This is a genomic window from Gilliamella apicola (assembly GCF_003202915.1).
GTDB lineage: Bacteria > Pseudomonadota > Gammaproteobacteria > Enterobacterales > Orbaceae > Gilliamella > Gilliamella apicola_Q.
Genome location: NZ_QGLP01000004.1, coordinates 95033 through 110587 on the forward strand (window position 1 = coordinate 95033; position 15555 = coordinate 110587).

14 protein-coding genes are annotated in these 15555 nt (G+C 34.4%); 13 read left to right on the forward strand and 1 reads right to left on the reverse strand.

Going from position 1 to position 15555, the window contains the following annotated elements:
* Window positions 1-138: 138 nt before the first annotated feature.
* From tmk to yciH, 7 genes are read left to right on the forward strand one after another with little or no spacing between them, the layout of a single operon-like run.
* A complete protein-coding gene (gene tmk, locus DKK79_RS01960; protein WP_034884935.1) occupies window positions 139-765 on the forward strand; it encodes a dTMP kinase in 627 nt (208 codons plus the stop codon).
* 11 nt (window positions 766-776) lie between these two features.
* On the forward strand, window positions 777-1769 hold the full coding sequence (gene holB, locus DKK79_RS01965; protein WP_110422621.1) for a DNA polymerase III subunit delta': 993 nt from the start codon (window positions 777-779) through the stop codon (window positions 1767-1769).
* Window positions 1770-1827: 58 nt separating this feature from the next.
* Window positions 1828-3228, forward strand: a complete 1401-nt coding sequence (locus DKK79_RS01970; protein WP_110422622.1) for an MBOAT family O-acyltransferase — start codon at window positions 1828-1830, stop codon at window positions 3226-3228.
* A gap of 18 nt (window positions 3229-3246) precedes the next feature.
* Window positions 3247-4554: an SGNH/GDSL hydrolase family protein gene (locus tag DKK79_RS01975; RefSeq protein ID WP_110422623.1), complete on the forward strand. Its 1308-nt coding sequence runs from the start codon at window positions 3247-3249 to the stop codon at window positions 4552-4554.
* Window positions 4547-5722: a GDSL-type esterase/lipase family protein gene (locus tag DKK79_RS01980; RefSeq protein WP_110422624.1), complete on the forward strand. Its 1176-nt coding sequence runs from the start codon at window positions 4547-4549 to the stop codon at window positions 5720-5722. Before DKK79_RS01975 ends, DKK79_RS01980 begins: the two co-directional genes overlap by 8 nt.
* A gap of 30 nt (window positions 5723-5752) precedes the next feature.
* Window positions 5753-6457, forward strand: coding sequence for an orotidine-5'-phosphate decarboxylase (gene pyrF, locus DKK79_RS01985; RefSeq protein ID WP_110422625.1), 705 nt, complete (start codon window positions 5753-5755; stop codon window positions 6455-6457).
* 5 nt (window positions 6458-6462) lie between these two features.
* Window positions 6463-6783: a stress response translation initiation inhibitor YciH gene (gene yciH / locus DKK79_RS01990; RefSeq protein ID WP_110422626.1), complete on the forward strand. Its 321-nt coding sequence runs from the start codon at window positions 6463-6465 to the stop codon at window positions 6781-6783.
* 58 nt (window positions 6784-6841) lie between these two features.
* Here yciH and tmaR read toward each other — a convergent pair whose 3' ends face one another.
* Entirely contained in the window at window positions 6842-7162 is a 321-nt protein-coding gene (gene tmaR, locus DKK79_RS01995; protein WP_034884162.1) for a PTS system regulator TmaR, read from the reverse strand.
* A gap of 308 nt (window positions 7163-7470) precedes the next feature.
* Between tmaR and accD the strand changes: the two genes are divergently transcribed.
* The 6 genes from accD to DKK79_RS02025 all read left to right on the forward strand — a co-directional run bounded on the left by accD (window position 7471) and on the right by DKK79_RS02025 (window position 15485).
* Entirely contained in the window at window positions 7471-8361 is an 891-nt protein-coding gene (gene accD, locus DKK79_RS02000; protein WP_110422627.1) for an acetyl-CoA carboxylase, carboxyltransferase subunit beta, read from the forward strand.
* A gap of 6 nt (window positions 8362-8367) precedes the next feature.
* Window positions 8368-9639, forward strand: a complete 1272-nt coding sequence (gene folC / locus DKK79_RS02005) for a bifunctional tetrahydrofolate synthase/dihydrofolate synthase (protein ID WP_110422628.1) — start codon at window positions 8368-8370, stop codon at window positions 9637-9639.
* A 12-nt stretch (window positions 9640-9651) separates the two neighbouring features.
* The gene (locus tag DKK79_RS02010) at window positions 9652-10242 is read left to right on the forward strand and encodes an SPOR domain-containing protein (RefSeq protein WP_110422629.1); all 591 of its coding nucleotides are present in this window, start codon (window positions 9652-9654) and stop codon (window positions 10240-10242) included.
* Between the two features lie 70 nt (window positions 10243-10312).
* A complete protein-coding gene (locus DKK79_RS02015; protein ID WP_034884177.1) occupies window positions 10313-10798 on the forward strand; it encodes a CvpA family protein in 486 nt (161 codons plus the stop codon).
* A gap of 18 nt (window positions 10799-10816) precedes the next feature.
* On the forward strand, window positions 10817-12337 hold the full coding sequence (gene purF / locus DKK79_RS02020; RefSeq protein ID WP_110422630.1) for an amidophosphoribosyltransferase: 1521 nt from the start codon (window positions 10817-10819) through the stop codon (window positions 12335-12337).
* A gap of 451 nt (window positions 12338-12788) precedes the next feature.
* A complete protein-coding gene (locus DKK79_RS02025) occupies window positions 12789-15485 on the forward strand; it encodes an inverse autotransporter beta domain-containing protein (protein ID WP_220018980.1) in 2697 nt (898 codons plus the stop codon).
* Window positions 15486-15555: the final 70 nt, after the last annotated feature.

Consider the following 15555-nt stretch of genomic DNA (forward strand, 5'->3'; position numbering starts at 1 on the left):
TAGTAAATATTGAGTGATGATGGTACTTAAAATGAACTATTAAAGGTAATTTTGCGTTACGCTAAAATAATTATTAAAAATAGCGTACAATACGCAACATTAATCGTAATTTCATTAGCAATCATATAGGAATTTAGTATGGCAGGTAAATTTATTGTCATTGAAGGTTTAGAAGGCGCAGGTAAGACGACGGCAATTAATACCGTTGCGCGTGTTTTGAATCAACATCAGATTAGTGATTTACAGTTTACCCGCGAACCTGGCGGTACGCCCATTGCTGAAGCATTGCGCAATATTATTAAAAATGGTTTAGATAATGAACCGTTAACTAATAAAGCTGAATTACTTATGTTGTATGCTGCCCGTATTCAATTGGTTGAGAATGTGATTAAGCCTGCACTCAAAATGGGTAAATGGGTGATTGGCGATCGGCACGATTTATCTACTCAAGCTTACCAAGGTGGTGGACGAGAGTTAGATCGCATTTTTATCGAGACCTTACAAACTCAGGTTTTAGGCAATTTTAAACCAGATTTAACGCTCTATTTAGATATTTCTCCAGAACTTGGATTAAAGCGAGCTAGATCACGAGGACAATTGGATCGCATTGAACAACAATCTCTCGCTTTCTTTGAGCGAATTCGTCAACGTTATTTAGAATTAGCCGATCGGGATAATACCATTGTTACTATTGATGCAGCTAAATCAATTGCAGAAGTCACCGCTCAAATTGAATCAACATTAAATTCATGGTTAACTAATTAGGTTCCAATTATATGATTTTTAGTAAATATCCATGGCTTAGATTACCTTTTGAACAACTAGCAGATATGATTGTCAATCATCGTGCTCATCATGCTCTGTTAATCAATTATATTCAAGGAAGTGGTGAAGAAGAGTTAATTAACTTATTAGTTAATCGATTAATTTGTCAATCTTCACAACAATTGCAACCATGTGGTCAATGCCATAGTTGCCAATTGTTGTTATCTCAACATCATCCTGATTATTACCTTATAACTAATGAGCAGAGCAAACAATCAATTAGTATTGATCAGATACGTAGTATATCAACAAAGGTCTACGAAAAATCACAACAGGGTGGTAATAAGGTAATTTGGATTAAGCATGCGGCATTGATGACAGAAGCCGCGGCAAATGCGTTACTTAAAACGTTAGAAGAACCACCAGAAAATACCTATTTTATTTTGAGTGATGAGCATAATAGTCAATTATTACCAACAATTCATAGCCGATGTTTTAGCTATTTTTTAGCAGTACCAAAATTAGAAGAATCCATTAATTGGTTAAAAAAGCAACACAGTCATTCATACAGCGATAATGAGCTTGCCACTGCTTTATTATTGAGTGAAAATGCACCACTAAATGCGGCTATTTTGTTGCAACCTGAAAAATGGCAACAGCGGAAATTATTTTGTGAAAAATTGTTAGAACTTTTGCCCGAAAATAATTTCTGGCAATTAGCAAAAACGTTTAATAATGAAGATTTTCTTGAACGGATCACTTGGTTTTGTGCCTTGTTAGGTGATGCATTAAAAGCTAAACAGAAAGTTGGCCGATATATTGTTAACCGCGATCAAGTGCCATTAGTTAGATTCTTAGCCACCAAAAGCCATGATGAGCTCACCTCGCTTTATCAATTGTGGTTGCAAGCTAGAAAAGTATTGTTATCCGTGGCGGGGTTAAATAAAGAGTTGATGGTTTACAATGTGCTTGCTCAATCTCAACAAATTGGCTATCAGAAGTAGACTTTATTGAGTAATGAAGTTTTAGAACAACGATATATTTACGTAAAAAAGGAATGCAGTGAGTTATTTATCTATTGAATTTGGTCTTGTTTTTATCGTTTTCTTTGCGATATATTGGGCTTTTAGATTATTACCAAAATTCCAAAATAAATTACTCTTGCTTTCAAGTTATCTTATTGTAGGTAGCTATAGTTTACAATTCGCTGTTATCCTTTTTATCTATACCTGTGCGATATATTTCTTTTCAGTAATGATTGCAACTTCGAAACGCTATGCTAGATGTTGGTTGATTTTAGGATTGAGTGCAGCAATTATCAATTTAGCGTTATTTAAATATTTTGATTTCTTTCGATATGAGTTACAGTCATTACTTAACTATTTAAATTTATCTATTTTATTACCAGTAATTACCGTTCTTATTCCAATCGGCATTTCTTTTTATACGTTTCATTCGGTGAGTTATTTGGTTTCAATAAAAAAGAAAGAATTATCGGTGGCTAAATTTTGGGATTTTGCCTTATTTTTATCATTTTTTCCAAGCATTATTGCCGGTCCTATTAATCGTGCAAAAACGTTTCTTCCGCAAATTGCGGTTAGTCAACCAAGAGCGGTTTTAGAACCGTATCGGGCGTTTACATTAATTGTGTTGGCGGTTTTAAAAGTTTATTGTTTGGGTGGATTAATTAGTGAAAACTGGGTAACCCCCATTTTTTCAAACCCATTAGAATACAGTACTCTTGATTTATTAGTAGGCTTATATGCTTATGCCATGCAAATTTACCTAAATTTTTCTGGTTATACTGACCTTGTGACGGGTATTGCTTTATTATTAGGTTTTCGGCTTCCAATTAACTTCAACTTTCCTTATTTAGCTTTTAATCTGCGTGAATTTTGGGATCGTTGGCATATTAGTTTATCTCATTGGATTCGCGATTATATTTATATCCCTCTTGGTGGTAGCCGACGAAGTTTCGTTCGTACGCAAATCAATGTTATGTGCGCTATGTTATTGTCTGGTTTATGGCATGGAGCTGGCATTAATTTTATTATTTGGGGTGCATGTCATGGAGTTGGAATTGTTGTCCTTAATGTATTAGATCGTTATACCGGACGTGGTTGGATTATACAACGCTCTCCAATTATTGCACGATTCATCACTTGGCATTATATCTGCTTTACTTGGCTATTTTTTTATTGTGAAAGCTTGCCAGATGCATTAGATTATTTAACGGCTTTAAGTCAAAATTTTTTAATTAATTCACATTACACTGCGGCATTTTTAAGTATATGTGTCATATTTTTAGTATATCCACTATGTCAAAATATTCCTAATTGGTGCACTTTACAACTTAGTAGAACAAATAGAGGTTTTTTGCCTATCATATTTATATTTATTTTATGGCTAACTATCTATTTCGCCCCCTCTGGCGTACCAAATTTTATTTATGCTAATTTCTAATTATTAAACAAAATAAACATGAAATCCAAACAAATATCATTGAAAAATAGACGAAGAAATAAGCCTAAAAAAAATGGGCAACAAGTTAATTTATTAAAAAATAGTACACAAAAACAGTCAACAGAGTATAAGCCTAAAATTAAAGCTAAAGTATCAAAGGCTATGATAAGTGATGATGCATCACTTTCATCCAAATATATTTTTGTTTTGTTATTGGTTACTGCAATTGCTTTAATCGCAATTTATTACAATTCGATATTAATTTATTGCCAACAAACCTATCATTCAGATATATTTAACACCGGAAGTTTAACTCAAGTGACGGAGCAAAAAGATTCTCAGGAGTCGATAGAAATTACTTCGTCAACGCCAAAGGATGCTACTAAAGGCCAGACAGATGTTAACCATACTATTAATAACGAATCATTATTAAATCAATCGGCAAAAAATAGCGTAATAAATTCATCAGATGAAACTGATAAAAATCCAAAAATTATCAGACATAATAAAATTTATGAGCAGTTGAACGTTATTAAGCAAAAAAGATCGGAATTAAATAGAAAGGCGGCTGGAATACCACCACTACCTGAGCAGAAAATTAGCGTCGTTAAAAGTGAATCGCCTAAAATTGATCATCAAGATATACCATTGATTCATGAGCCATTACCGATTGTGGTGACTAAAAATGATAAAGTTTTTTTTGTTGGTGACTCATTAATGCAAGGTGTTGCACCTTATGTTAAAAAAATGTTATTCAAACAATATAAAGTAGAAAGCTTAGATCTAAGCAAACAAAGTACTGGTCTTGCCTACCCAAACGCTTTTAATTGGCCAAAAACTATTGATGATAACCTAATTGCCGATCCTGCTATAAAGTTACTTGTTGTTTTTTGGGGACCAAATGATCCTTGGGATTTCCCAGTAAAAGGTTATGCTAAATATGCAAAATTTAAATCTGAACTTTGGGAAGAGCAATACCGATTACGTATTGCAATGGTTTTAAATAGCGCTTACGAACATGATGTTCAGGTGCTTTGGCTAGCAGTCCCTTGTATGCGCAAACGACAACTTAATGAAGGAATGATTTATTTAAATACGCTGTATCAATCTGAATTAGAAAAGACACAACAACATTTTTTATCAACAAATCAACTATTAGGTTGTACTTATGAAAAATATAGTAATTTTATTGAATCAGGTAAAGATAAAATAAAAGTTAGGGTAGATGATGGGGTCCATTTTACTACCGCAGGGCAAAAGATTTTGGCTAAAGCGATTATGGAAAAAATCATTTTTAAACAATTAGAGGGTGGCGATAGTGATTAAACATTTAAAGTATATTCTTACTATAATGACTATCACATTATCGGTAGGATGCAGTGTAGCAGAAAGTAAAACTAGTGCACTATCTACAGTTGTTGACTATGGTGATCCAAATGCAAAACAATTTGCACAACGATTAAATTCATTAGCTTTAAATCAAGACAGTAATCAAGTTATAAATATTACGCAGTTTGGGGATTCGCATTCAGCGGCTGATTTTTTTACAGGTGAATTTCGAAAATTAATGCAACAAAAATATGGTGATGCTGGCATAGGTTGGGTTACACCTATGGCGATAAAAGGCCAAAGTCACGCATTAGTTAATTGGAAAGCCAAAAACTGGGATGTATTAAGTAGTCGTACATTAAAGAATTTAGATTTTCCTATGGGCGGATTTATCGCTAAACCGGCTAGGGATTCAGCTTCTTTACAAATAATTCCCAGAGGTCTAAACGACATGAATTGGCAAGTAAAGTTGACCTTTAAAACCTTAAAATATATACCTAATTTGTTAAAGATATATGATGCTAATAATAAAAAAATAGATATTGATTATTTCCCGGTAAGTGATGTTTGGCAAACCGTTTCATTTGTTACCAAAACGCCTTTTACCATTAAAGGCAGTCGTGATATTGAAATCGGTGGAATATGGTTAACCCGCGATCAACAACCTGGTGTTATTGTCTCTTCGATTGCGACTAATGGAGCAAGGCAAAGTATATGGCAAAGATGGGGAGATGATTGGTTGGACGAATTATCTTCGTCAAACAGTGATTTAGTTATTCTTGAGTACGGTACTAATGAAAGTTTTGACGAAACTTTAGATGTTAATGTTTATCGCAAAAACTTAGTGAATAACATTCATCTAATTCGTAAATCATTGCCCAATGCAGTCATTTTATTGATGACACCGCCAGATACTATGGTCAATGATAAGAGTTTTCCTAAATCTTTTGCAAAAATTATGAATACTCAAAAACAAGTTGCTAAATCAGAAAGAACATTATTTTGGGATTGGCAAGCGGCTATGGGGGGACCTCATTCAATTAAAGAATGGCGAAGTAATCGATTAGCTCGTCCAGATTTAGTGCATCAAACCCTACAAGGGTATAGACAAAGTGCTAGAATTTTTTATACTGATTTAGAAGAGTTTATTCAAAAGAAAAAATAGAATATATAATTAAAAAGGAACAAATAAGTTATGTCATCTCCAATTATTGTTGCAGTTGATTTTTCTGATACTAAGTCAGCATGGAATTTTATCGATCGAGTTGATCCCAAAGATTGCCGTCTTAAAATTGGCAAAGAATTATTTACTCATGCTGGTCCTGATTTTATAAAAAAAACCAAACAAAAAGGATTTGATATTTTTTTGGATCTTAAATTCCATGATATCCCTAATACGGTCGCGAAGGCAGTTGCTGCCGCCGCCGATTTAGGTGTTTGGATGACCAATATTCATGCTAGTGGTGGCGTTCGGATGATGGAAGCAGCAAAAGATGCTCTTTATCAATATGGTAAAGATGCACCTATGTTAATTGCCGTAACGGTATTAACTAGCATGGAATCTACAGATCTTAAAGAAATAGGGATTAATTCATCACCATTAGAACAAGCAACAAGGTTAGCATTGCTTGCTAAGAATTGTGGGCTTGATGGTGTTGTTTGTTCAGCTAAAGAAGTACAAAGCTTTAGGACGCGACTTGGCAGTGAATTTAAATTAGTTACACCAGGTATTCGCCCTGCAGGATCAACCGCAGATGATCAACGCCGTATTATGACGCCTCAACGTGCACAAGCAGCCGGTTCTGATTATTTGGTGATTGGCCGTCCGATTACTCAAGCCGAAGAACCAGCTAAAGCATTGCAAGCTATTTTATCAACCCTTGATGTATCCAAGAGCTAATAACAATGTCTGATAACGCAATTGTTTATTCAACTGAACAGGGTCGAATTATTCCTAAACAGGCTACTAAGCCTCGTATTAAAGGTGATGGTATAATCCGTATTTCACGTCAAACAGCGGGTCGTAAAGGTAAAGGGGTATGCGTTATTGAAGGATTTGATTTGGACGATTCTTCATTGATGCAATTAGCCGCTGATCTTAAAAAGCGTTGTGGTTGTGGAGGCTCAGCCAAAGATGGCAAAATTGAAATCCAAGGCGACAAACGTGAACTACTTAAATCATTATTAGAAGATAAAGGATTTAAAGTTAAACTTGCTGGCGGTTAATAATTTATTGCCGATAAAATAATAACGCCCTCTTAAAAAGGGCGTTATGCGAAGAAAGTTAATTAGAACGGTAACCACGCATTTTTTTGCTGATTTCGCGTCTTTCTTTAGAGATTTCAGCATTCTTGATTATATAATCATCAACACGATCATCATAATCACTCTTCATGTTAGCAATAATAGCTTGCAGTTCTTCGTAAGTCATATCAGGTTTAATGTAATCACTTAAATTTTCAAGTAATAGCACACGCTTTTGGTTGTCACGAATTTTTTTTTCGTTATCTGAAATTTCGCGTTTTAACTTATTTAAACGGCGTGACAAACGAATGTATTCTAGTACATCTTGAAATGATGGTGCGGCTGATTTTTCCTTGTCCATCGATAACCCCTTATATCTAAAAAATGGAAAACGATTCTCAGTTAATTATATACCAATAATTTTTTAAGGTCATATTAAATATATTTTTATTGAAAAATGTTAAATTAAAATAATCAACCGTGTTTATTGTGTTTTGTTTTAAATCAAATTTTTTTAAGTAACAAACAACAATATTTTTAAAAAATTGCTAATCTATTTAATAAATTTTTCCAAATTGCGATAAAAATAAAAACAACTATTAAGAATTATTGCAAAGTATTATACAATGTGTCGTTAATTGAAAAAGAGTACCGAATGAGAGAATTATAATGAGCTGGATTGAAAAAATTCTGAGTAAAAATAATATATCGTCAGATCATAAAAAAGCGAATATTCCAGGAGGTGTCTGGACCAAATGTAGTAATTGTGAGCAAGTTATTTATCAAGCAGAACTTGACCGTAATTTAGAAGTTTGCCCGAAATGTGATCATCACATGCATATTCCTGCCCGCGTTCGCTTATATCGTTTTTTAGATGAAGGATCAGATGTTGAAATTGGTTCAGAACTTGCTCCTAAAGATATTTTGAAATTTAAAGATACTAAGAAATATAAAGATCGTTTGACTGCGGCTCAAAAAGAGACCCATGAAAAAGAAGCTATGGTAGTAATGAAAGGAACATTACTGGGTATTCCGGTTGTGGTTGCCTGTTTTGAGTTTGCTTTCATTGGTGGTTCTATGTCATCTGTGGTTGGGGCTTTATTTACACGAGCGGCTGAACAAGCCATTGCAGATAAATGCCCGTTAATTTGTTTTTCAACAAGTGGTGGCGCTCGAATGCAAGAAGCATTATTTTCCTTAATGCAAATGGCAAAAACTAGTGCTATCTTAGCCAAAATGCAAGACGAAGGGTTGCCATATATTTCAGTTATGACCGATCCAACAATGGGAGGAGTATCGGCTAGCTTAGCGATGCTCGGAGATATCAATATAGCTGAACCTAAAGCATTAATTGGTTTTGCTGGTCCTAGAGTAATTCAACAAACTGTAAGGGAAACATTACCAGAGGGATTCCAACGTAGCGAATTCTTACTCGAAAAAGGGGCAATTGATATGATTATTCATCGTCGAGATATGCGCCCCAAAATTGCAGGTTTATTAGCCAAATTAATGAAACTCCCTGTGCCTTTTGATAATATCGTAAATGATGAGACTATTTAATTAATCATGCTAATTAAAACCCCTGATGCCATGTCTGATCTTGAGACATGGCTTTGTTATTTGGAGCAGTTACATCCTACTACTATCGATTTAGGACTTAACCGTGTTAAATTAGTCGCAGATAGGCTTGATCTTTTGCAACCGGCACCTTATGTTTTCACAGTGGCGGGGACTAATGGCAAAGGAACGACTTGTCGTACGCTTGAGATGATATTACTTGCTGCTAATAAACGAGTTGGGGTTTATAGTTCTCCTCATCTATTGCGTTTTACTGAACGGGTTCGAATAAATAATCAAGAGTCAAAAGAACAAGATACCGTTGATGCATTTGTTGAGATTGAAAAGGCGAGACAAGATATCTCTTTAACTTATTTTGAATATGCAACATTAGCTGCATTATATCAATTTAAACATGCTCAATTAGATGTGGTGATTTTAGAGGTTGGTTTAGGCGGAAGACTTGATGCCACCAATATTATTGATGCTGATATCGCGATTATTACCACAATTGGTATTGATCATGTTGAATATTTGGGAAATACAAGAGAAAGTATTGGTCGAGAAAAAGCCGGTATTTTTAAACCAAAAAGTATTGCTGTTGTTGGTGAGCCAGAAATACCACCCTCTATTTTAGATGTTGCTAATAGCGTGAATTGTCCTTTATGTGCTGTAAATAAAGATTGGTCTTATCAAAAAATTGATAATTCATCATGGCAGTTTATATCTCCGCTAAAACAGTACAATAAATTACCTATTCCTAAAATACCTTTAGCCAATGCCGCTACTGCTATTGCCGCGCTAGGTTATTCTTCTCTGTCAATCACTGAGAATCAAATCAAAGATGGTCTTGAAAAAGCAAGTTTAATCGGCAGATTTCAAACTATACAAACATCACCAATGGTAATTGTGGATGTCGCCCATAATCCTCATGCAGCTAGCTATTTAGCTAAGCAAATAGAATTCTTAAAGAATAAACAATCTCATATTGGCAAGGTAAGATTTGTTATAGGTATGCTTAAAGACAAAGATATTAAAAGTACCTTATCGTTATTAAATGCTGACCAATGGTATTGTGCTTCACTTTATGGTGAGCGTGGATGTAATGCTGAGGTGTTAGCGCAATATTTACAAAATGATAGTCAAAAAAATATAACAACCTTTGAAGCGGTTTATGATGCATATCAAAAGGCCATGCAAGATGCAAAAGAAGATGATATTATTGTCGTTTGTGGTTCATTTTATACCGTATCTGCCGTTTTAAATGAATTAGGCAACTAGGCAAATGTAAGCATGGAAACTAATCGAAAAAAGACTAAAATTGCTGTAAATAAAGTTAGAAACCAACTCGTTGGTTTTGCTACTTTTTTGTTAGTCGTTGCGATAGTTGCACCTATTATTATTACTGACAAATCCTATTTGCATCCGTCTACCACACCGATTTTACAACCAGAAGTAGTTAATGAACAAAATCAAGATATTATTGCAAAAAATGAGTCTGTGATTAATAGAAGCTCGAATAATGGATCTGAGCAATTATATACTCCCGATTCATCACAATATACCAGCCCTTTAGCTACCCCCGAGAGTGTAGATGGTAATTTTGATAGCCCATCAACCCCAAATACTTTAACAAATCCTGAACAATCAGATAAAACTTATATGATTCAACTTGGTGCATTGAAAAATAAGAGAAAAATTGAAGAATTAGTTGCTTTGTTAAGATTAAATAATTATAACGTTAGCATTATTCCAAGCAATCCAGGGCAAGATCAATTAATAAAATTACAAGTCGGTCCTTATGCTAAAAAAGAGCAAGCTGAGCAGTTGATCAGTGATTTAAATAATTTAACCAAATTGAAAGGTGTGATTGTTACCAATTAAAAATTATTTTACTTTTTTATAAGTGCAGGAATTAAATAGAAATATTAATATAAAACTAGGAGTTATTATGATGAATTGGATTGATTATACGATTATTGGTGTGATTGTTTTATCTGCACTGATTAGTATCGTTAGAGGTTTTATTAAAGAATCGTTATCTTTAATAAGCTGGGTACTAGCTTTTTTTATAGCCAGTCGTTTTTACATGTACATTACTCGTTATTTAACTTATTTTGATAGTGATGTCGTTCGTATTGCGGTCGCTATCGCTATTTTATTTATCGCTACACTAATTGTTTGTTCAATTATTACTTATATTATTGGACAATTTGTGCAAAAGACAGGCTTATCCGGTACTGATCGTGTATTAGGTGTTTATTTAGGTATAATAAGAGGTATCTTAGTTGTGGCGGCTGTGCTCTTTTTTGTTGATACCTTTACTCCATTATCGCAAACTTTAGAGTGGGAGCAATCACTATTAATTCCACATTTTCATGTTATTATTCGTTGGTTTTTTGATCTTATACAACATTCGTCTTCATTTTTAGTTAAATAATTTTGAGGTAACTTTGGTATGTGTGGTGTTGTTGGTATTGTAGGATGCAGTACAGTTAATCAATCTATTTATGATGCTTTAACTGTTTTGCAGCATCGAGGGCAAGATGCCGCAGGAATTGTGACCATCGATGAACAAAATCGCTTTCGCTTACGTAAAGCAAACGGTTTAGTTAAAGATGTATTTCAAGAACAGCATATGTTGCGTCTGCAAGGTAATTTAGGAATAGGGCATATTCGTTACCCTACTGCCGGTAGCTCTAGTCCTTCTGAAGCGCAGCCTTTTTATGTAAATTCACCGTATGGTATTGCACTTGCTCACAACGGTAATTTAACCAATACTGAACAGTTACGTGATAAGGTATTCGAATTAGCAAGGCGTCATATTAACACTAGCTCTGATTCTGAAGTATTACTTAATATTTTTGCAAGTGAACTTGATAAATTCCCGACTTATCCATTAACTGCAGATAATATTTTTACCGCTATCAATCAAGTACATCAAATTATTAAAGGTGCTTATGCATGTGTTGCAATGATTATTGGACATGGTTTAGTTGCATTTCGTGATCCATTTGGTATTCGTCCTTTAGTGATAGGTAAAAAAGTAATTGATAATCAGAAAACAGAATATATGGTTGCATCGGAAAGTGTTGCTTTAGATATTCTCGATTTTGAATTTATGCGCGATGTAGAACCAGGTGAAGCTATCTATATTACTCAAGATGGACAACTTTTCTCCAAACAGTGTGCCAATAATCCTCAATATTATCCTTGTATCTTTGAATATGTCTATTTTGCTCGTCCAGACTCATTAATGAATGGTGTTTCGGTATATCAATCTCGCATATTGATGGGGCAAAAACTAGGTCAAAAAATTGCTAGAGAATGGAAAGATATTGATATTGATGTGGTAATTCCTATTCCTGAAACATCGTGTGATGCCGCGCTTGAAATTGCCAGAATATTAAATAAACCTTATCGTCAAGGATTTGTTAAAAACCGATATGTTGGTCGTACTTTTATTATGCCTGGCCAAGCGGAACGAAAACTTTCAGTAAGAAGAAAACTCAACGCCAATCGTATTGAATTTGAAGGTAAAAATGTCCTTTTAGTTGATGATTCTATAGTTCGCGGAACAACGTCAGAAAAAATACTTGAAATGGTGCGCTCGGTTGGCGCCAAAAAAGTCTATTTAGCCTCTGCCGCTCCTGAAATTAGGTACCCTAATGTATATGGTATTGACATGCCTGTGGCTAGTGAACTCATTGCTTACAATCGTTCTGTTGAACAAATTGCAACAGCAATTGGCGCAGATAAACTAATATTTCAAGACCTTTCAGATTTAATTGATTGCATTAGGGAACAAAACGCTAAAATTCATCATTTAGAATGCTCTGTTTTCGATGGAAAATATATTACTGAAGGAATTGATGCTAATTATTTTGATGCTTTAGAGCACCATAGAGCAGAAAATAAAACTATCCCACCAAATAGAGAATCGGAAAATCTCGAAATTTACAATGAAGGTCAATATTAATTTTTTGATCTTCTACCCTACTATATAATAACCATGAATGAATTTGAATTAGCAAGTTCATTCATGAATATTCTAGTCTACGATCAGCCTACTATCAGATTTTTTATTACTAAAAAGTAATATTTTTGCGAATAACAAATAGTAATCCAATTTTTTCGTAGAAAAAAACCAAATATAAACATTTGATAATTATCAAAAAAAACTAGCCTTTACAAAAAAAATTAAAAAAAACAACAAAACATTTTGCTAAATTACAATTATGTAATAAAATTCAATAGAATTTAACTATTTTGTAAAGAAGTTTTAATTGATATGCAACAATATTTAATATTCCAAACGCATATCTAAAACACTAGAGTTAATAATAACAACTTTATCAACATTCCGGCAATATATGAGTAAATATAGTGTCTTGGTATTATTTGTTGGTGAAATATAAGGAACGACTAGGGTGAAAAAGAATTTTAATTTAGGCGTGATCCCAGCATTTGTAATTGCTACATTGAGTTGGAATTTTGCTTATGCAACTAATACCCAACAATTAACAAATGCTATTGATAGCAATAAAATTATTGAACTGAAAAATGGCACAAAAGTTCGTGAAATGGTGAATAACCAACAACGAAGTTTGTACCAAATTGCATTATTGAGCAATATTTCGATTTCTGAGTTACGCGCCATGAATGCAGGTCGTTTCGATAAAAGAGATATAGTTAAAGTTGATGAGCGTTTAGTTTTACCTGAAAATTCACCTTTATTACCTGCGATTATTGCAAATAATGATAAAAAAGATAAATACGCAAATTTACCAACACTAGGTTCTGATGATAGTTATGATGTAAAAAAGGATAAAGATGCGTTAGCAAGTCAAGTGGCGAGCGTTTTGCAAACTCTTGCATCCCAAGATTGGAAAAATATTACTTCAGCAGAAAATGGTGGTATTGCAGGGCATTTGAAGAATAAAGGTAAAGATTATGCCGAAAATTATGTTAGGAATAGTATCAATTCACAAGTTATTCTTCCTGTTCGTGATGCCACGCAAAATTTTTTAGGGCACTTAGGTACAGCACAGTTACAATTTGATTTAAGTGACAAGGCTGAATTGAGCAATGTCAACGTTAAATTATTTAGCCCTTGGATTGATACAGAACAAACATTGATATTTACCCAATTATCATTCCAAGAACATGAGAAAAATCGGCATATCGGCAACTTTGGTATTGGTCAACGTTGGGATGTAGCTAACAATAAATGGTTATTGGGTTATAACGTCTTCCTTGATCATGACTTCCAACGATCACATAATCGTTTAGGTCTTGGTATTGAGGCTTGGACTGATTACATGAAATTTTCTGCTAACTACTATAACCCGTTATCTAATTGGAAAGATTCAAAAGATTTTGAAGATTTTTATGAACGAGCAGCTAGAGGGTTTGATATTCGTTTTCAAGGGTATTTGCCTCAATATCCTCATTTCGGTGGATCACTTATGTATGAACAATACTATGGTGATAAGGTTGCTTTATTTGGTAAAGATAACTTACAGAAAAATCCTAAAGCGTTGACGGTTGGATTGGATTATACGCCGGTACCATTATTCACAATTAAAACCCAACATAAACGAGGACAAGGTGGTCAAAAAACGACATCAGCTGAGTTGACCATGAATTATCATATTGGAACACCATTAAAAGATCAGTTGGATCCAAATATGGTTCAAGCCGCGCGTTCTTTAAAAGGCAGCCGATATGATTTGGTTGATCGTAATAACTATATTGTTCTTGAATATAAAGAAAAACAAATGATTGTTGATTTAGGTCTGGAATCACTTCATTTAGTTGAAGGGTCAACTAATGCTTTATCTATAGGTGTTCGCCATGGTAAAGGAGTATCCAGTGTAGTCTGGTCAGGTAGTATGCAAGATATCGACCTTAACGGCGGTTTTTTATGTTCTGCGATAGGTACATGTACCAGTTCTACATGGTTAACGCCACCAGCTGATGTCAAAAATTGGAAAATTGTTGCACCTAAATATTTGGATGGAAATGGTAACAAACTACAAACTAGTACTAACGGAGTTTACTCTCTAGCTGTGACAGTTAAGGATACTAGAGGTAAAACTGCAACGTCTAATTCGGTTTCATTTGACGTGTTACCTAATTTGGATATTCGTAAAGTAGGTGTCTGGGTAATTGATGAACTTCATAATCCATCAACTTATGTCGACAATACCGCTGATGGTTTGACTTATGTAACACTATTAGCCAGTTTGGTCACTCCTTCAACGCCAACACAAAGTGGCAACTTTGGTGATGGATATGTTGGTTTTAGTGACCATTCATTAATGGAATCCATAGACAACACGTTTGGAGCATCAGTAGTTAATTTATGGACAGCAACAAGTAATGGTAAAAAAATAGCTTTAATTGATGGTACGTCTGGTAATGTAAGAAGATGTCCTAGCTCAACTCGTTGTGTCATAGTTAAGTCTTTTGAAAAAGTCAAAATGGGCGAAAATGTTTCAGCCAATGCAGCAACCGGATATGGAGTTACCGCGCTTGGTGACACTTATACCATGGATGTTGCGTCAAACTTTAGTGGTATAGTTGATTTTTCAATTAATTTAAATGGTTATGGAACTTCTTTTAATAAAGCATCGGTTAATTTTGGCGGAGGTGAACCAGGTTACATTAAAGTTTATCGAGCCGATGGCACCTTAGTTGCCAAACAAAATGGATCTTATCTTAATTTAGAGCCAGGTATTGACGGTTGGACTGTTGGCACTGAATATTTTGTTAAGGCTTTCATTGATGATACCGAAACGGTGGAAATTAACGATATATTTGTTCTTTGGTCACTCGTTGGCACTAATAGTTCGGCGTGTCCAAGTAACGTCGCAACTACTTTGCCTAGCTTTATTGAACAACCTAATGGGCCGTGGTTTAATGTAAGTATGGGGCAGGAAGCGCATTATACCATCCCTGATAATTTGAATAGTTTCGCAACGAGAGGTACAAGTATAGCCCCTATCGCAGGAGCTGAAGACGGTGCTTTTGCAAATTATGATTTGAGCCAGCAAACAATATCACCAGCATGTGCTGGTGACCAAGGATTTAAATTACAAATTTCGACGAAAAAATTAAATTAATTTTTGTTGTCGAAGATGGTTTATACTGAAACACCAATAAAAATGTTGTAGTTATAAGAATACAACATGT